Origin of the sequence: Tabrizicola caldifontis (assembly GCF_004762095.1) — a bacterium.
Lineage (GTDB): Bacteria > Pseudomonadota > Alphaproteobacteria > Rhodobacterales > Rhodobacteraceae > Tabrizicola > Tabrizicola caldifontis.
In genome coordinates, this window is sequence record NZ_SIJH01000001.1 from 291,122 (window position 1) to 309,389 (window position 18,268).

Below are 18,268 nucleotides of genomic sequence, written 5' to 3' on the forward strand. Positions count from 1 at the left end.
AGAGCCGCGCGGGACGCACTAGTCTGCGCCCATGACCAACCGCAGCGACAACCCCGCCGATCCGTTCAAGAAGGCCCTGGCCGAAGCCACCCGCACCATGGCGGATGACCCGGAGATGACGGTCACCTATTCGGTCGACCCGTCCGGCATGAATGCCGAAGGCGTGCGCCTGCCGCAGGTCAGCCGCCGGATGACCCGGGAAGAGGTGCTGCTGGCGCGGGGCACGGCAGATTCGTTCGCGCTGCGGCGGAAGTATCACGACGATGCGGTGGCAGCCCGCTACGCGCCGGTCGGCCCCATGGCGCGCGACATCTTCGAGGCGATGGAGAACGCCCGCTGCGAGGCCGTGGGGGCCCGCGACATGCCGGGAACCGCCGGCAACATCGACGCCAAGATCCAGCATGAGGCCGACCGCAAGGGCTATGGCCAGGTGACGCAGGCCAGCGAAGTACCGCTGCCGGTGGCCGCAGGCTATCTGGTGCGGCAGATGGCAACGGGGCGGGCCTTGCCGAAATCGGCCGAGCATGCCGCCGATCTGTGGCGCGGCTTCGTCGAGGAACAGGCGGGCGAGACGCTGGCCAACCTTGACGATGTGCTTGGCGATCAGGCGGCCTTCGCAAGACTTGCGCGGAAGGTGATCGCCGACCTCGGCTATGGCGACCAGTTGGGCGACGACCCGGACGCGCCGGAAGAAGAGGCCGGTGACGATCAGGCGGAAGAGGATCAGAACGCCCCCGACACCGCAGGCGAGGAACAGGAAGAGTCGGAGGAGGCCGAGGCCTCGCCGGAACGGAGCCAGGAGGAACAGCAGGACCAATCCCAGGCGCAGGTCACGATGGAGGACAGCGCCGACATGGAACAGGGCGACGAGGCGGAACTGCCAGAGGGCGAGGCGCCGCTGGAGCCCCCTCCCCCCGCCCCTCATTCGGATGCCGACCCGAACTATACCGTGTTTACCACGGATTTCGATGAGGAAATCCGTGCAGAAGAGCTGGCGGAGCCCGCAGAACTGGAACGTCTGCGCGCCTATCTGGACCAGCAACTGGAACCCCTGAAGGGCGCGGTCAGCCGTCTGGCCAACAAGTTGCAGCGTCGGCTTCAGGCCCAGCAGAGCCGCAGCTGGGAGTTCGACAAGGAGGAAGGCATCCTCGACGCAGGACGCCTTGCGCGTGTGGTGGCGAACCCGACCACACCCCTGTCATTCAAATGGGAAAAGGACACCGAATTCCGCGATACGGTGGTGACGCTGCTGCTGGACAACTCTGGCTCAATGCGCGGACGCCCGATCTCGATCGCCGCGATCTGCGCCGACGTGCTGGCGCGGACATTGGAACGCTGCGACGTGAAGGTGGAAATCCTGGGCTTCACGACCCGCGCCTGGAAGGGCGGGCAAAGCCGCGAACGCTGGCTGGCGCAGGGGCGCCCGCAGATGCCGGGGCGCCTGAACGACCTGCGCCACATCATCTACAAGTCGGCCGATGCCCCCTTGCGGCGGGTGCGGCCCAATCTCGGCCTGATGATGAAGGAAGGGTTGCTGAAAGAGAACATCGACGGCGAGGCGCTGGAATGGGCGCACCGCCGAATGCTGATGCGGCCCGAGGCGCGCAAGATCCTCATGGTCATTTCTGACGGGGCGCCGGTTGACGATTCGACCCTTTCGGTCAACCCTGCGAACTATCTGGAAAAGCACCTGCGCGACGTGATCGCCATGGTGGAACGCCGCCGTGCGGTGGAACTTATCGCCATCGGCATCGGCCATGACGTGACCCGCTATTATCAGCGCGCGGTCACGATCACCGATGTCGAACAGCTCGCTGGCGCAATGACGGAACAGCTTGCCTCGCTGTTCGAGGTCGATCCGAAAAAGCGCGCCCGGGCGCTGGGGCTGCGGCGGGCCGGATAGGGCGCGGCCTGCCGCAGCCGGGGGTCAGGCCAGGGCCTGGGCACCAGGATGTTGGCGAAGGGAAAAGGGTCATGTTTCAAAGCTTTGAAAGCCATTCTTCGCCTGATCAGGGCCCACCTCGTCTGGCCTTGTTGCGGGCAAGGCTGGCAGAGATGGGGCTTCAGGGCTTCATCGTGCCGCGCGCGGATGCGCATCAGGGCGAGTATGTCGCACCAAGGGACGAACGGCTTCAATGGCTGACCGGCTTCACCGGGTCGGCCGGGTTCTGCATCGTGCTGCCCGACCGGGCCGGCCTTTTCATCGACGGACGCTATCGCACCCAGGTCAAGGCTCAGGTGGACCTTGCGGCCTTCACGCCGGTACACTGGCCAGAAGTTCAGCCCGGAGACTGGATCAGGAACAACCTGACCGCGGGCCTGGTTGGGTTCGACCCTTGGCTACACACGGCTGATGAGGTCGAAAAGCTTGAGAAGGCACTGAAGGATTCCGGTGCAGGAATTTGCCCTACAAGGACGAATCCGGTTGACCAGATCTGGCTGGACCAGCCTGCGGCGCCTTTGGGCAGGGTCTTTGTCCAGCCGGAGGCACTGGCCGGAGAAAGCCACGGCGTCAAGCGCCGGCGCCTGGCCGAGGCGCTGCGGCAAGCTGGGCAGCGCACGGCAGTGCTGACGCTGCCGGATTCGATCTGCTGGCTGCTGAACATCCGGGGGGCGGATGTGCCAAGGAATCCTGTCGTACACGGCTTTCTCCTGTTGCATGACGACGCTCGGGCAGAGCTGTTCTCGACCCCCGCGAAATTCGACGCTGCCGTGCGGGCGCATCTGGGGCCAGAGGTGACGCTGCATCCGCCGGAAGACTTCTCGTTCGCGCTGCGCGGGATGACCGGTCCGGTTCGGGTGGACAAGGGTTCGGCACCGCTTGCGGTGGCGAACATCCTGCGGGAAGCGGGGGTCGAGGTGCAGTGGGGCGATGACCCCTGCAGGCTGCCGAAGGCGCGAAAGAACGCTGCCGAAATCGCCGCAACACGCGAGGCGCACCTGCGCGACGGCGCAGCAATGGTCGAATTCCTGTTCTGGCTGGACCGCGAGGCGCCGAAGGGAGGGCTGACGGAAATCGACGTGGTACAGGCCCTTGAAGGGTTCCGCCGCGCCACCAATGCCCTGCACGACATCAGCTTCGACACCATCTGCGGCGCGGGGCCGAACGGGGCGATCATCCATTACAGGGTGACCGAGCAGACCAACCGCCCCGTCAGGGCGGGCGAGCTTCTGCTGGTCGATTCGGGCGGGCAGTATGCGGATGGCACGACCGACATTACCCGCACCATCGCCATCGGCGACCCCGGCTACGAGGCGCGGGAATGTTATACGCGTGTCCTTCAGGGCCTTGTTGCGATCAGCCGTCTACGCTTTCCGAAGGGACTTGCCGGGCGCGACATCGACGCGCTCGCCCGCTACCCCCTTTGGCTGGCGGGCCAGGATTACGACCATGGCACCGGCCATGGCGTGGGCGCCTTCCTCTCGGTGCACGAAGGACCGCAGCGGATCTCGCGCCTGTCCGAGGTGCCACTGGAGCCCGGCATGATCCTGTCGAACGAGCCTGGCTATTACCGCGAGGGCGACTTCGGCATCCGGCTGGAAAACCTGATCGTGGTCGAGGAGGCCCCCGCCATGGGCGACAACCGGCCGCATCTCGGCTTCGAGACCCTGACGTGGGTGCCCTTCGACCGCCGGCTGATCCTGGCCGAACGGCTGGCCCCGGGGGAACGCGACTGGCTGGATTCCTATCACGCAGGGGTGCTGAAAAGGCTTGGCAGCAGGGTCGGCGCGGATACGCTTGCGTGGCTGAGGCGGGCTTGTGCGCCGATCTGAAAGGGGGGCCAATGGCCAGCCACATCACCGTATCGCCGATTTTCGGCCCGGTCACTGTCGAGGCGGCCGGGGTCGTCATCGGCACCAGCCACCGTGCACTTGAGCTGCGCGAAGGCAGCGCCCCACCGGTGATCTATGTGCCCAGGCAGGACATCGACATGGCGCGACTGACCAAGACCCGGCACCGGACGACTTGCCCCTGGAAAGGTGAGGCCAGCTATTACTCGGTCGTTCTTCCCGCAACCCTGCTGGAGAACGCGGTCTGGTCCTACGAGACCCCACTGCCCGGCATGGCCGCGATCGCAGGATACCTCGCCTTCTATCCCGACAAGATCACCGTGAGGCGCTGCTAGCTGTTTCACGAATGCGCTGCACCATGGCGCGCAGTCCGTTCGAACGCTGGCTCGACAGATGTTCGTTCAACCCCAGCCGGGCCAGTTCGGCCGTGGCATCAACCTTGGCGACTTCCTCGACAGGCAACCCGGCATAAAGCGCATGCAGCACAGCGATCAGGCCGCGGACGATCATGGCATCGCTATCGCCCTGGAAATCGAAGCGTCCATTCTCGATGATCGGTCGCAGCCAGACCTGACTTGCGCAGCCCTGAACCTTCAGCGCCGGCACCTTGAAGCTGTCATCCATCGGCGGCATCGCCTTGCCAAGCTCGATGACATGGCGGTAACGGTCCTCCCAGTCATCGAGGAACTCGAAGGTCTCGGCAATCTCTTCAAATGCTTCGGTCGCCATGGTCCGCTCCGGCTGATGGCAGTCAGGTAAGGCGCGGGTCGGCAAAGGTCCAGCCCAAGATGCGCTTTTCAAACGCGGTGCCATGGGCTACCCAAGTGGCAACCGATCAGGAAGACTGCCATGCCATTGTCCCGCCGCCTGTTTGCCCTTTCGATGGTTGCCGCGCTTGCCGGCTGTGGCGGGTTCCGCGACAGCCGCCTGAATCCTCGGAACTGGTTCGGGCGATCCAAGCCGCGAGAGACGATCGTTCTGCCCACCGAAAACAGGGAAACACGCCCGCTGGTCGATGTCGTGCTGTCGATGTCGGTCGAGCCAATCCCCGGCGGGGCCATAGTCAGGGCCCGGGGACAGACGCCTACACAGGGCTGGTGGCAGGCAGAGCTGGTGCCAATGCCGATCGACGACAACGAGGTGCTGGTCTATGAATTCCGGCTGCAGCCGCCAGTGACCAAGACCGATGTGAATACGCCGCAGTCCCGGCAGGTTGATGTGGCCATCTACATTTCCGACATTCGCCTGGAGCGCGTGCGCGAGATCGTGGTGCAGGGCGCAACCAACGCAAGGTCTGCGCGGCGCTAGCGCGAACAGCTGGTCGGGCAGCTTCGTCTTTTCCTTGCCAAGGCCACAGCCGGGCACGGCCCCAAGAAATGATTGCGTTGCGCAGGGTCAGAGACGGACGACCCGGACTTCGTTCCCCTTGGCCGACAGCGCAATCTCGCCCCGGCAAAGCCGGATCGCGTCTTCACCGAAGGCCTCACGTCGCCAGCCGGACAGCGCGGGCACATCCCGCCCCCCCGCGGCGATCTGGTCCAGTTCCGACGATGAGGCGATGAGGCGCGGCGCAACGCCCAGACTTTCCGACTTGGCCTTCAGAAGAACGCGCAGCAGATCTGCGAGCGCCGGATTGACCTGCATCTGCTCTCGGCCGGGGTCGATGCGGGGCATGTCCTCGGGCCGCATCTCAAGCCCTTCCTTCACGGCGGCAATGATGCCCTCGGCAATCTCAGGCTTGCGACCTTCCCGAAGCAGCAGACGCGAGCGCCCGAGTTCCTCGATCGTCGTCGGCCGGGTCGAGGCAAGTTCCAGAAGCGCATCGTCCTTCATCACGCGCGAACGAGGGATGTTCTGAGTTTGCGCATAGGTCTCTCGGAAGCGGGCCAGCGCCTTGACCACGGCCAGGAAGCGCCCGCTGGTGGTGCGGGTCTTGATGCGCATCCAAGCCTCTTCCGGATCGATCGTATAGGTCGCCGGATCGGTCAGGATCGCAAGCTCTTCGGCCACCCAGTCGGCACGGCCGTTCTTCGCAAGCTGCGCGGCAAGCCATTCATAGATCACCCGCAGGTGGGTGACATCGGCCAGGGCATAGTCCTTCTGCGCCTCGGACAGCGGACGGCGCGACCAGTCGGTGAAGCGCGAGGTCTTGTCCAGGTTGGCCTTGGCGATCTTCTTCACCAGCGTCTCGTAGCCGACCTGTTCGCCAAAGCCGCAGACCATGGCGGCGATCTGGGTGTCGAACAGGGGCTTGGGGAATACCTTTCCCTCGACGAAGAAGATTTCCAGATCCTGACGGGCGGCATGGAAGACCTTGACCGTGCCTTCGTGACGGAAAAGGTCGTAGAGGGGCTCCAGCGACATCTCGGGCCCCTCGATGGGATCGACAAGCACGGCCTCGCCCTGGCCGGGCAGCGCCATCTGGATAAGGCAGAGCTTCGACCAGTAGGTGCGTTCGCGCAGGAACTCGGTATCTATGGTGACGTAAGGCGCTGCCTTGGCCGCCTCGCAATAGGCGGCGAGGTCGTCGGTCGTGGTGATGGTGCGCATGGGCCGTCTTTCGTCGCGGGGTTATCCCGCAGGGTTTCGCGCCGCTATAGGGGGCAATGACCGAAAAGGAAAGGGGTCTGGGGCTTGAGCCTCGCACCGGACCGTGCGTTGATACCGCCACGCAGCTGGCAGGTGGACATGCAGCTGTTCCGGGTTCTTCTGGGCGGGGTCTTCATGGTCCTGGGTCTGGTGGGGTTGCCGCTGCCCGTCGTGCCGACAACCCCGTTCGTGCTGCTGGCGGCAGGTTGCTTCACCAGATCCTCGCCCAGGCTGCACGGCTGGCTGGCAGCGCATCCGGTCTTCGGCCCACCGCTGCGGAACTGGGAGGAAAACGGCGCCATCTCGCGTCCGGCAAAGCGGCTTGCCGTGGTCAGCATTGCGGCAGTCCTGGCAGCATCGGTGCTGCTTTGGCTTTCCTGGCCGTGGCTGCTGGCGCAGGGCGCCCTGATCGCGGTCGGCTGCGGCTTTGTGCTGACGCGGCCGGACGGCCCGTCAGGCTAGTGTCACCGGGCTGCGGTCGCCCAAGGCAAACCGGCGAAGGACCGCTGGATAAAGCCGGTGCTCCATGGCGAGGACGCGGGCGGCAAGGGTTTCCTCGGTGTCGCCCGGCAGGACCGCCACGCGCGCCTGCCCCAGGATAGGGCCTGCGTCAAGCTCGGCCGTGACTTCGTGGACTGTGCATCCGGCCTCGGCATCCCCCGCGGCGAGGGCACGGGCATGGGTGTGCAGGCCGGGGTATTTCGGCAGAAGCGAGGGATGGATGTTCAGCATCCGGCCTTCGTAGCGGCGGATGAAGCCGGGGGTCAGGATTCGCATGAACCCCGCAAGGCACAGGATGTCGGGATGCGCGGCGTCGATGTGGCGCGCCAGGGCTTCTTCAAACGCCTCGCGGCTGGGAAAGGCGCGGTGATCCACGGCAACAGTGGGGATGCCCAGCGCCTTGGCCCTGGCCAGCCCCGCGGCCGCCGGATCGTTCGAGGCGACCAGGACGGGGCGGGCGGGATGGTCGCCCACCATGTCCCGGACCAGCGCCAGCATGTTGGAGCCACCCCCGGAAATCAGGATGGCAACGCGTTTCACAGAAGCCTTCCGCGGTAGATGACCCCCTGCCCTTCGACGATGCGACCAAGGGCGGTGACGGTTTCGCCCGCATCGGCAAGCTGGGCGGCAAGTGGTTCCGCACGATCCGCGGCCACGACCAGCATCATCCCGATGCCGCAGTTGAAGGTTTTCAGAAGTTCGGCTTCCGCCATGTTCGCGGTGGTGGCCAACCAGCGGAAGACTGGCGGCAGGGTCCAGGACGACAGGTCGATCTCGCAGGCCAGCCCTTCCGGCAGCACGCGTGGCGGATTCTCGGTCAGGCCGCCGCCGGTGATGTGCGCCAGTCCATGCACCCCACCTGCACGGATCGCGGCCAGCGCCTGCCTGACGTATAGCCGCGTCGGCGTCAGCAGAGCCTGCCCCAGGCTGCCGTCCGAAAAGGGCGAGGGTGCGTCCCATCCAAGGCCGGACAGCTCCACCACCTTGCGGACAAAGCTGTAGCCGTTGGAATGCACCCCGTTCGAGGCGAGGCCCAGGATCACATCACCCGCCTGCACGCCCGAGGGCAGTTCGCCGCCACGCTCCATCGCGCCGACGGCAAAGCCCGCCAGGTCGAAATCACCCCGGTGATACATGCCCGGCATTTCCGCCGTCTCGCCCCCGATCAGGGCGCAGCCGCTGTCGGCGCACCCCTTGGCGATGCCTGCAATGATGCGGGCGGCCTGATCGACCTCCAGTTTGCCGGTCGCGAAATAATCCAGGAAGAACAGCGGCTCGGCCCCCTGGCAGACCAGGTCGTTCACGCACATCGCGACCAGGTCGATGCCGATCGTATCCATATGGCCGGTGTCGATGGCGATGCGCAGCTTTGTGCCAACGCCGTCGGTCGCGGCAACTAGGACCGGATCATGGTAGCCCGCCGCCTTCAGGTCGAAAAGGGCCCCGAACCCGCCAAGCCCGCCCATCACGCCGGGACGGTTGGTGGCCCTGGCGGCCGGCTTGATCCGCTCGACCAGCGCGTTTCCGGCGTCGATGTCCACACCCGCGTCGGCATAGGTCAGCCCGTTCTGCCCCTTGGTCATCTGCCAGCCCCCATCACCGGATTCGCCCCTGCGGCCCGCATAGACGATTGGCCCGGCCCGCGCAACGCGCGCCGCTTGACCGTGTGCCCGCATCTGACTAGGCAGGACATGCTACGGGCCTGTAGCTCAACGGTCAGAGCAGGGCGCTCATAACGCCTTGGTTGGGGGTTCGAATCCCTCCGGGCCTACCATTCACCCGCGGGGGGCGATGAAGGTCGGCGACATTTCTTTCTGGTATGCCGATATCGGCCTGCCCTATCGCCGCGCGTCCCTTTCCGGCGATACCACGGCCGACGTGGCGATCATCGGGGCAGGATATACCGGCCTGTGGACGGCCTACTATCTGAAGAAAATTCAGCCGGCGCTGGACGTGCTGGTGATCGAGAAGGAATTCGCGGGCTTCGGCGCCTCGGGCCGAAATGGCGGCTGGCTAACCGGGGGCTTTGCCTGGAACCACCGGCGCTATCTGGAAGGATCCAGCGAACACCAGGTCCGCGCCATGGTCGAGGCTATGAACGGCACCGTGGACGAAGTGATCCGCGTGGCCGAGGCCGAGGGCATCGACGCCGACATCCACCGCACCGACGAGCTTATGGTGGCGACAAAGCCCGCGCAGGTCGCCCGGATGCAGGCCGAGGTCGCGCATCGCCGGCACTGGGGAGAAGAGGACAGGGTCTTCCAGATGAACGCCCGCGACCTTGCCGCGCGCATTCGTATCCCTGGCGCGCTGGGGGCCATGGTGGTGACGAACGTGGCGCGCATCCAGCCTGCGAAACTGGTGCGCGGCCTTGCCGACGCAGTAGAGCGTCTCGGGGTCCGGTTGGTCGAGGGGACGGCCGTCACCTCTTACGAAACAGGCCTTGTGACGACCGATCGGGGCATGGTGCGGGCCCCGCTGATCCTCCGCTGCACCGAAGGCTTCACGGCAGGCCTGCCGGGTCACAAACGCGAATGGCTGCCGATGAACTCGGCCCAGATCGCGACGGAACCGCTACCGGTCGAGCTCTGGGACCGGATAGGATGGCAAGGGCACGAGATCGTGGGCGATTTCGCCAACGCCTACTGCTATTGCCAGCGTACGCGCGAGGGGCGCATCACTGTGGGAGCACGCGGGGTGCCCTACCGGTTCGGATCCAGTCTCGACACCAACGGCGCGCCAGACCCCGAAACGATCCGCCGGCTGGTCGCGATCTTGCGCCGGCATTTCCCCGATGCAGGCGAAGCAAGGATCGACCATGCATGGTGCGGCGTCCTGGGTGTGCCGCGCGACTGGTGCGCAACGGTGGGTCTTGACCCGGCGACCGGCCTTGGCTGGGCGGGTGGCTATGTCGGGGTGGGCGTCTCGACCTCGAACCTTGCCGGACGCACGCTGGCGGATCTGGTGCTGGGGCGCGACACCGATCTTGTGCACCTTCCCTGGGTGAACCGCCGCGTCAGGGACTGGGAGCCGGAACCCTTCCGCTGGCTTGGCGTGCACGGCATGTATGCCCTGCTGAACGCCGCTGACAGGCGCGAGGACCGGGCCGGCGCGGGGCCGTCGAAGCTGGCAACCCTGGGCAACTGGCTGACCGGGCGCGGGTAGATCACGAAGGGTTGATGTTGCCCGACACTTTGGCGCATGACAGAAAGGCCCCATGGCACGGGAGGACACGATGCCGATGCACCGCCGTCAGGTTCTTGGCCTTGCGCTTGCCGCGCCAGCCCTGCTGCGCGTTCCGCCCGCCCTTGCGGCCGACAGGGCAGATGTCTCGCGCAAGGTTCTGCTGACCTGGCACAAGCTTGTTCTGGAACTGGTCCGCCATACCGCTACCTATGTGCCCCCGGTGGCGGCCCGCGCCTTCGCATATGTCGGCATCACCGCGCACGAGGCGCTGTCATCCGGCAACCCTGCCCTGCGCAGTCTTGCCGGCCAGCTCAGCGATCTTTCCCCCTTGCCCGCACGCGCAAGCGGCGTCCATGACGAAGCTTGCGTCTTGCATGGCGCGCTTCAGGCGGTCGTAGGCGAACTGTTCGCCAACACAGGTCCGACCGGCCTGCGCGCCATGCAGGCGATGGGCCGCAAGATGGGAGAGACCGCAAGCACGGGGATCGACGGCGCGGTGGTGGCGCGCAGTGTCGCGCACGGGGAAGCCATTGCTGAGCGGATCCTTGCATGGGCTGCCGCCGACGGCGGCGCGGTGATCGAGAACATGGGCTTTCCCATGAATTACACCCCCGGCACCCGCCCGCAGGACTGGGTGCCTACGAACCTGATCCGTCTGCAACAGGCGCCTCTTCTGCCCGGGTGGTCGAATTGCCGGCCTTTTGCCCTGCCATACTCGGACGCCTGCGATGCGCCGCCGCACCCCGATTACGACGAAGCGCCGGGATCCGCCTTCCACGACGCCGCGCTGGAGGTCTACGAGACCAGCCGCAACCTGACCCAGGACCAGAAACTGATCGCGCGGTTCTGGTCGGACGACCCGATGCTGACACCGACACCGGCCGGACACTGGATCTCGATCGTGCTGCAGATCGCGGACCGCGACAGCCTGCCGGCAGAAGCGATCTCGGCCACGCTGGCAAAGCTGGGCGTGGCGCAGGCGGATGCGTTCATCTCGTGCTGGTCGACGAAATTCAGGTACAACCTGCTGCGGCCGGTAACCTACATCAATCGCCACATCGACCCTTCCTGGGAACCCTTTCTCATCACCCCGCCGTTCCCGGAATACACGTCGGGCCATTCGACGCAGTCGGGGGCGGCAATGACCGTGCTGACCTCGGTTCTTGGCGAAGGGTTCGCCTTCGACGACGCGACGCACGAGGACGATGGCCTGCCGGTCCGCAGCTTCCCGTCCTTTGCCGCGGCGGCAGAAGAGGCTGCGATGTCCCGGCTTTACGGCGGCATCCATTTCCGCTTCGGCAACGAACGCGGCCTGGATCAGGGCCGCGCCGTGGGGGCCTATGCCGCCGCTCTGAAGACCGAGTCCTGATGCGCACCACGATTGCCCTGCTGGTCCTTGCCGGCCCTGCCCTGGCCGAGCCATCCGTTCCCGTCTTCGCCGACGAGACCGCAACAGCGGGCCTGACCACGATTTACCAGGGCGATTGGGAATACATGGTGGGCGGTGGTGTGGCCACCTTCGACTGCTCTGGTGACGGCTTTCCCGAAGTCTTTCTTTCCGGTGGCGCGGGGCCTTCGGGCCTTTATTGGAACCGCAGCCTGCAGGGCGGTCCGTTGACTTTCGAAAAGACGGACAGCATCGCGCTGGATGCCGTGCTGGGCGCCTATCCGCTGGACATCGACAGCGACGGGATGATGGACCTGGTGGTGCTGCGGCACGGGTCGAACCGGCTGATGCGGGGGCTCGGCGAGTGCCGGTTCGAGGATGCGACCGAGACCTGGGGCTTTGATGGCGGCGATGCCTGGTCCACCGCCTTTGCCGCGATCTGGGAAAAGGGCCAGGACTGGCCGACCATCGCCATCGGCAACTACGTCGATCGTTACGAAGAGGCGTTTCCCTGGGGATCCTGCACCGACAACTGGCTGCATCGCCCTGACGGCACCCGTTTTGCCCCGCCGATTGCGCTGACCCCATCCTTCTGCGCGCTGTCCATGATCTTCACCGACTGGAACCGCTCGGGCCAGTGGGCGCTGCGGGTTTCGAACGACCGCGAATATTACAAGGGCGGGCAGGAACAGCTGTGGCACCTCGACCCGGGCCAGCCGCCGCGCCTTTATACCGAGGCCGAGGGCTGGAAGCGTCTGCGCATCTGGGGAATGGGGATCGCCACGGCGGATGTGAACCTGGACGGCTACCCAGACTACTACCTGACCTCGATGGCCGACAACAAGTTGCAGTTCCTGAAGGATCCGGCCTCGGGCAAACCCGATTATGCCGATCTGGCCTTCCGTTCTGGCGTCACGGCCCATCGGCCCTATACCGGGGGCGACCTGCGCCCCTCGACAGCCTGGCATCCGCAGTTCGCCGACGTGAACAACGACGGGCGGCTGGACATTTTCGTGGCCAAGGGCAACGTCGCGAAGATGCCGGATTTTGCCGAGCGCGACCCGAACAACCTGCTGCTTTCCGCCGGGGACGGCACCTTCGTCGAAGCCGGGGACCGTGCAGGCATCGCCAGCATGTCCGTTGCGCGCGGGGCACAGGTCGTGGACCTGAACCTCGACGGCCTTCTGGACCTGGTGGTGGTCAACCGGTGGACCCCGGCCGAAGTCTGGCGTCAGACCGGCGAACCCGGCGGCAACTGGGTGCAGGTCAGGCTGGAACAGGCCGGACCCAATCGCAACGCCATCGGATCGGTGGTGGAAATCCGTCGTGGCGCTGCGGTCGAGCGCCACGAGATCGCCGCGGGGGGCGGGCACGTCTCGGGCTCTGTCGGCTGGCTGCATTTCGGTCTTGGCGCGGCAGAGCGGGCGGAATTGCGGGTCATCTGGCCCGACGGGACGGCGGGCGACTGGCATTCGCTTCCTGCCGGCACCTTCCACATCCTGGGCCCCGATACAGGGGCCAGACCTTGGACGCCGGGTTGACGCGAATCAGGGCGAACATCACGCGCGGCCTGCGCGGCACCCTTGCAGATTGAACTCATGCCACCCCTGCAACCCTGAATATTCGGGGCGCATGCTGCTTGCCGCCGCCACAACAGGGCTTTCGGCGGAGGCTGTTGATTTCAGGCAACAATGCCGGAGCCGATCCGAGACGCAATAGCGAAGCCGCCCGGTATGGGCAGACAGGCCAGTCGAACGAATTATTCATATGATACAGAATGTTACCAGATATCGAAAAAACTCTGCTCTCTGACGCTGCCGAAATCCGGCCGCCCTGATGCAATGCGATGCGCCAATTGGAGTGCCAAGGCCATGTTTCCTGCGGACCGGCCGGGTCTGTATCCTGATTGCCAATTGCAGACGTCCCCACTGGGCACTGCCCTTGGTTCGTCGGGACGATGCTCTCGCTACAAGTGCCGGACAGGACATAAAGCAGACCGGACCACACAAGATGCAAGGCCCGACACGGATCGACCCCAGCCTGGACCCGGACGGATATCACGCCGGCCCGGAAGTCTTTGCTGACGATCTGAAACCGGGCACAAGGCTTCTGGATGGTCAATACACAATTCTGGGCTTCCTGAACTCTGGCGGTTTCGGAATCACCTATCTTGCCAAGGATTCGCTTGATCGCACCGTCGTCATCAAGGAGTGCTTCCCCAACACGCTCTGCCGAAGGTCCGGCGGAATCGTCCGCGCCCGCTCGCGCAAGCATTCGGGGGATTTCCGCGGCTTCGTCCAGGGCTTCATCGACGAGGCCCGCAGCCTTGCCCGCCTGGTGCATCCGAACATTGTCGGCGTGCATCAGGTGTTCGAGGACAATGACACGGCCTACATGGCAATCGATTTCATCAACGGCAAGGATCTGCACGACATCCTGGAATCGACCGACCAGGCCTTCACGCCGGAAGAAACCGTGGCGATGTTGAAGAAGTTACTCAGTGCGGTCGATTTCATTCACCAGGCGGGGATCCTGCATCGCGACATCTCGCCCGACAACATCCTGATCGACCAGACCGGAAACCCGGTGCTGATCGACTTTGGCGCGGCCAGCGAACAGGTCATGCGGGCCACGCGGGTGCTGACAGGACGACGCGTCGTGAAGGACGGCTATTCGCCGCAGGAATTCTACCTGTCGGGCGCGCAGCAAAGCCCGGCAAGCGACCTTTATGCGCTGGGTGCCACCTTCTACCATGTGATCAGTGGCAAGGCAGCGCCCGAAAGCCAGCGGCGTCTGGCGATGGTGGCGGAAGGTTCGTCCGACCCCTGCCAGCCGCTTTCGGGCCGCTTCCCTGGCTATCCTGCCGGCTTTCTGGAATCGATCGACAAGGCAATGCGCGTGATGCCGCGCTACCGGCTTCAAAGCGCCCAGGAATGGCTGGACATGATAGAACAGGGTGAAAAGGGCCTGTTTACCCACGCACCCGAACCGTTGGCGCGGCCAGACACCGCGCACATCGCAGCCGCGCGCCGTCCCGGCTTTCTTGAAGCGAACAAGGGCTATCTTCTTGGCGCGGGGATCGCCCTTGCCCTGATGGCGCTGGTCGCGGCATGGAAGCTGCTGACCTGATCGAAACGGTCTGTGGGCCAGAGCGCTGATTCAGACCCCAAGTGAGCGGAAGACGCTCGGCAAGGTCTCTGGCAGATCCTCGGCGATGAGCCCAGGCCCGAAGGACAGGGCGCATTCCAGATGCAGCCTGGTCCCCGTGCAGGCGGCATCGAACGGCAGCAAGCCCCGGGCCAGAAGTCCGGTGATGAACCCGGCCAGCACATCACCCGACCCGCCTGTGGCCAGCCAGGGTGCCGACCTGTCGAAACAGGCGGGATTCACGGCACAGCGCCCCGAGGGCTCGGCAATCACCGTATCAGGCCCCTTGAAAAGCACCACACACCCTGCACGTCGTGCCGCCTCTCGCGTGGCATCTACCTTCGAATAGGCCGGCCCTTCGGTAGCAGGGGCCGCCAGCCTTTCGGCAATATCGGGGAATAGCCGGGCGAATTCTCCGAAATGGGGGGTGAGGACGCACCCGGTGTGCAGCGCGGCGAAAAGGTCCGGGTTCCGGCAAAGGATGGTAAGGGCATCGGCATCCAGGACCAGGCTGCGCTGCGAATGCCCGTCCGAAGCCCGCCATTGCAACGCCGCCGCCACGAGCCCCGCCTCCCGCGCCCCGGTGCCCATCCCCGGCCCCAGGCAAAGTGCATTGATCCGCCCGTCCTCAAGCGTCCGGGCAAGGGCCGGGCCATCCGCCACTTCTCGCAGCATCACCGCATCCAGCCGCGCGGCGTTCTCGGCGCTTGCCTGTGTCGGGCAACCCACTGTCACCAGGCCCGCCCCGATGCGCAGGGCACCTCGCGCCGCAAGCCGTGCAGCACCGCCACGGCCAGCGGGACCAGACAGGACAAGGGCATGTCCATGCGTGTATTTGTGGCCCTGAGCCTTTCGCAGCCGCAGGATCGGCGCCTGCGCGACCATCACGATGTCATCCGAGCGCGATCCGCCACATAGCGCATTCATCTGTCCTTCCAGGCCGATCGGGACGATGCAGAGGCGACCGGACAGCATGGCACCATCCGCCAGCGCGTGCCCCAGCTTGGCGCGTTCGAAAGTGACAGTCAGCGCGGCGGAGGTCTCGACGAAACCGCCCAGGCTGATGATCCTTCCGCTGTCGGCGCAAATACCGCTTAGAATATCGACCGCCACCAGGCGCGCTCCAGCCTGCTGCGCCATCGCCAGAACCGCCCAGACCGCCTGCTCGACCGGCCGCGACAGACCGGTGCCGAAAAGCGCGTCGATGACCACGGCAGCATCCGTAAAGGCCGACCGGTCAAGCGCGGAAAGCGGCTCCACGCTTCCCAGGGCCGTCCATCTTTCGTGGTTCGCGCGCGCGTCCGGCGGCAGACGCCCTGCATCGCCGTAAAGGAATGCCCGCACGTCCCAGCCCCATTGGCGCAGCAGCCGCGCCACAACGAAACCGTCGCCACCGTTGTTGCCCGGTCCACACAGAACCACCGCCCGGTGCGAGGTGGCCTTCAGTTCTGGCCATTCGTCGAAAATCGCCTGGACCACGCCGCGTCCGGCGCGTTCCATCAGATCCAGGCCCCTAACCTCGCCCTCAGAGATTGCCGTTTGTTCGATGGCACGCATCTGCGCTGCGGTCAGAAGTTCGGTCATTTTCGCGGCATACCGTTTTCACTCTGCCCAACTGAAGGGCGTTCTGCACAAAAAAATAGCAGATATTCGGGAATTCCCCGCCCCTGCCCTTTGCGGCAACCCTGTCACATTGCCCCCCGTGCTGGGAAGTGATCAGAGGGGCAAGACGCAAGCGGGGGGAGCCTGCCCAATGAAGAAAATCGAAGCAATCATCAAGCCGTTCAAGCTGGATGAAGTGAAGGAGGCGCTTCAGGAAGCCGGCATCCAGGGTCTTTCGGTCACCGAGGTCAAGGGCTTCGGTCGTCAGAAGGGGCATACCGAACTTTACCGCGGTGCCGAATATGTCGTGGACTTCCTTCCCAAGGTGAAGATCGAGGTGGTCCTGTCGGACGACATGGTGGACACCGCCATCGAAGCGATCGTTTCCGCGGCACGCACCGACAAGATCGGCGACGGCAAGATCTTCGTCTCGCCCATCGAGCAAGCAATCCGCATCCGCACGGGCGAAACCGGCGACGATGCAGTCTGAACCGGCCCCCCAAGGGCCTGAACCATCAACCACTCAATCGTGAAAGGCAGTCAGATGAGCGCCGTTGCCAAGGCTCTGAAACTGATGAAGGACGAGGAGGTCGAATACGTCGACATCCGCTTCACCGACCCTAAGGGCAAGCTCCAGCATGTGACGCTGGTCGCGGACCTGGTGGACGAGGATTTCTTCGAGGAAGGCTTCATGTTCGACGGCTCGTCGATCGCGGGCTGGAAGTCGATCGACCAGTCCGACATGAAGCTGATCCCGGATGCGGCCTCGGTCTATATCGACCCGTTCTACGCCGAAAAGACCATGGCCGTGCACTGCAACGTGGTCGAGCCCGACACCGGCGAGGCCTACAGCCGCTGTCCACGCCAGACCGCGCTGAAGGCGGAAGCCTACCTGAAATCCTCGGGCATCGGTGACGCGGCCTATTTCGGCCCCGAGGCCGAATTCTTCATCTTCGACGACGTGCGCTATTCGGTGACGCCGCGCAAGGTGGCCTACGAGATCGACGCCGAGGCCGCCGCTTGGAACACCGACACCGTGACCGAAGGCGGCAACTACGGCCACCGCGCGGGCCACAAGGGTGGCTATTTCCCGGTCAATCCGATCGACGAGGCCCAGGACATCCGCGGCGAAATGCTTTCGACCATGAAGCGGATGGGCATGAAGGTGGACAAGCACCACCACGAGGTCGCGACCTGCCAGCACGAACTGGGCATGATCTTCGGCGGGCTGGTGGAGCAGGCCGACAACATCCAGAAGTACAAGTACGTCATTCACAACGTGGCCCACGCCTACGGCAAGACCGTGACCTTCATGCCGAAGCCGATGAAGGGCGACAACGGCTCGGGGATGCACGTCAACATGTCGATCTGGAAGGGCGGCAAGCCCTTGTTCGCGGGCGACAAGTATGCCGACCTTTCCCAGGAGGCCCTGTGGTTCATCGGCGGCATCCTGAAGCATGCCAAGGCCCTGAACGCGCTGACCAACCCCTCGACCAACAGCTACAAGCGGCTGATCCCCGGGTTCGAAGCGCCGGTGCTGCGTGCCTATTCGGCCCGCAATCGGTCGGGTTGTGTCCGTATTCCGTGGACCGAAAGCCCGAAGGCCAAGCGTGTGGAAGCCCGCTTCCCCGATCCGTCGGCGAACCCCTATCTGGCATTCTCGGCCCTGTTGATGGCGGGTCTGGACGGCATCAAGAACAAGATCGACCCGGGTCCGGCATCGGATAAGGATCTTTATGACTTGCCGCCGGAAGAACTGGCCGAAATCCCGACCGTCTGCGGTTCGCTGCGCGAGGCACTGGAGTCGCTGGAAGCCGATCATGACTTCCTGCTGGTGGGCGATGTGTTCACCAAGGACCAGCTGGAAGCCTACATGGCGCTGAAATGGGAAGAGGTTTACGCCTACGAGCATACGCCCCACCCGGTCGAATACCAGATGTACTACTCCTGCTAAGTCCTTCGGACACAGGGGCAAAGGGGCGCCTTCGGGCGCCCTTTCTTCATTCAGGCATGCGGACGCTGGCCACCCTGCTACATGGGTCCGACGACACCGTCCGACCCATC

16 protein-coding genes and 1 tRNA gene are annotated in these 18,268 nt (G+C 64.9%); 12 read left to right on the top strand and 5 right to left on the bottom strand.

Annotated features, from left to right (window positions below):
- Positions 1 to 31: 31 nt before the first annotated feature.
- The 3 genes from cobT to EYB42_RS01375 all read left to right on the top strand — a co-directional run bounded on the left by cobT (position 32) and on the right by EYB42_RS01375 (position 4,127).
- Positions 32 to 1,903: a cobaltochelatase subunit CobT gene (gene cobT / locus EYB42_RS01365; protein ID WP_135447346.1), complete on the top strand. Its 1,872-nt coding sequence runs from the start codon at positions 32 to 34 to the stop codon at positions 1,901 to 1,903.
- A gap of 71 nt (positions 1,904 to 1,974) precedes the next feature.
- A complete protein-coding gene (locus tag EYB42_RS01370; RefSeq protein WP_135447349.1) occupies positions 1,975 to 3,774 on the top strand; it encodes an aminopeptidase P family protein in 1,800 nt (599 codons plus the stop codon).
- An 11-nt stretch (positions 3,775 to 3,785) separates the two neighbouring features.
- Positions 3,786 to 4,127, top strand: coding sequence for a DUF427 domain-containing protein (locus EYB42_RS01375; protein ID WP_135447351.1), 342 nt, complete (start codon positions 3,786 to 3,788; stop codon positions 4,125 to 4,127).
- Here EYB42_RS01375 and EYB42_RS01380 read toward each other — a convergent pair.
- Positions 4,108 to 4,521 (bottom strand): SufE family protein, encoded by a 414-nt coding sequence (locus tag EYB42_RS01380; RefSeq protein WP_135447353.1) that lies wholly within the window; start codon positions 4,519 to 4,521, stop codon positions 4,108 to 4,110. The genes EYB42_RS01375 and EYB42_RS01380 overlap by 20 nt on opposite strands.
- Positions 4,522 to 4,641: 120 nt before the next feature.
- On the opposite strand from EYB42_RS01380, the gene EYB42_RS01385 reads away from it, so the two are divergent.
- Positions 4,642 to 5,100, top strand: coding sequence for a hypothetical protein (locus EYB42_RS01385; RefSeq protein WP_240783916.1), 459 nt, complete (start codon positions 4,642 to 4,644; stop codon positions 5,098 to 5,100).
- Between the two features lie 87 nt (positions 5,101 to 5,187).
- Here EYB42_RS01385 and rnd read toward each other — a convergent pair whose 3' ends face one another.
- Positions 5,188 to 6,342: a ribonuclease D gene (rnd, locus tag EYB42_RS01390; RefSeq protein WP_135447355.1), complete on the bottom strand. Its 1,155-nt coding sequence runs from the start codon at positions 6,340 to 6,342 to the stop codon at positions 5,188 to 5,190.
- A gap of 84 nt (positions 6,343 to 6,426) precedes the next feature.
- Here rnd and EYB42_RS01395 point away from each other — a divergent pair, with 84 nt between their 5' ends.
- Positions 6,427 to 6,843, top strand: a complete 417-nt coding sequence (locus EYB42_RS01395; RefSeq protein WP_240783918.1) for a YbaN family protein — start codon at positions 6,427 to 6,429, stop codon at positions 6,841 to 6,843.
- Here EYB42_RS01395 and purN read toward each other — a convergent pair.
- Both purN and purM read right to left on the bottom strand, forming a co-directional pair.
- On the bottom strand, positions 6,835 to 7,422 hold the full coding sequence (purN, locus tag EYB42_RS01400; RefSeq protein ID WP_135447357.1) for a phosphoribosylglycinamide formyltransferase: 588 nt from the start codon (positions 7,420 to 7,422) through the stop codon (positions 6,835 to 6,837). The two genes, EYB42_RS01395 and purN, sit on opposite strands and share 9 nt — an antisense overlap.
- Positions 7,419 to 8,465 (bottom strand): phosphoribosylformylglycinamidine cyclo-ligase, encoded by a 1,047-nt coding sequence (gene purM, locus EYB42_RS01405; RefSeq protein WP_135447359.1) that lies wholly within the window; start codon positions 8,463 to 8,465, stop codon positions 7,419 to 7,421. Before purM ends, purN begins: the two co-directional genes overlap by 4 nt.
- A 115-nt stretch (positions 8,466 to 8,580) precedes the next feature.
- Between purM and EYB42_RS01410 the strand changes: the two genes are divergently transcribed.
- From EYB42_RS01410 to EYB42_RS01430, 5 genes are all read left to right on the top strand, one after another.
- Positions 8,581 to 8,656 (top strand) — tRNA-Ile (locus tag EYB42_RS01410).
- 17 nt (positions 8,657 to 8,673) lie between these two features.
- Entirely contained in the window at positions 8,674 to 10,047 is a 1,374-nt protein-coding gene (locus EYB42_RS01415) for an NAD(P)/FAD-dependent oxidoreductase (protein ID WP_135447361.1), read from the top strand.
- Between the two features lie 52 nt (positions 10,048 to 10,099).
- A complete protein-coding gene (locus EYB42_RS01420; protein WP_205909939.1) occupies positions 10,100 to 11,437 on the top strand; it encodes a vanadium-dependent haloperoxidase in 1,338 nt (445 codons plus the stop codon).
- Positions 11,437 to 12,996: a CRTAC1 family protein gene (locus EYB42_RS01425; RefSeq protein WP_135447363.1), complete on the top strand. Its 1,560-nt coding sequence runs from the start codon at positions 11,437 to 11,439 to the stop codon at positions 12,994 to 12,996. The genes EYB42_RS01420 and EYB42_RS01425 overlap by 1 nt, the downstream gene beginning before the upstream one ends.
- Before the next feature lie 469 nt (positions 12,997 to 13,465).
- The gene (locus tag EYB42_RS01430) at positions 13,466 to 14,584 is read left to right on the top strand and encodes a serine/threonine protein kinase (RefSeq protein ID WP_135447366.1); all 1,119 of its coding nucleotides are present in this window, start codon (positions 13,466 to 13,468) and stop codon (positions 14,582 to 14,584) included.
- Positions 14,585 to 14,614: 30 nt separating this feature from the next.
- On the opposite strand, the gene EYB42_RS01435 is transcribed toward EYB42_RS01430, so the two are convergent.
- The gene (locus EYB42_RS01435; RefSeq protein WP_135447368.1) at positions 14,615 to 16,186 is read right to left on the bottom strand and encodes an NAD(P)H-hydrate dehydratase; all 1,572 of its coding nucleotides are present in this window, start codon (positions 16,184 to 16,186) and stop codon (positions 14,615 to 14,617) included.
- A 169-nt stretch (positions 16,187 to 16,355) separates the two neighbouring features.
- On the opposite strand from EYB42_RS01435, the gene EYB42_RS01440 reads away from it, so the two are divergent.
- Both EYB42_RS01440 and glnA read left to right on the top strand, forming a co-directional pair.
- A complete protein-coding gene (locus EYB42_RS01440; RefSeq protein WP_135447370.1) occupies positions 16,356 to 16,694 on the top strand; it encodes a P-II family nitrogen regulator in 339 nt (112 codons plus the stop codon).
- A gap of 54 nt (positions 16,695 to 16,748) precedes the next feature.
- Positions 16,749 to 18,158 (top strand): type I glutamate--ammonia ligase, encoded by a 1,410-nt coding sequence (gene glnA, locus EYB42_RS01445; RefSeq protein ID WP_135447372.1) that lies wholly within the window; start codon positions 16,749 to 16,751, stop codon positions 18,156 to 18,158.
- Positions 18,159 to 18,268 lie beyond the last annotated feature (110 nt).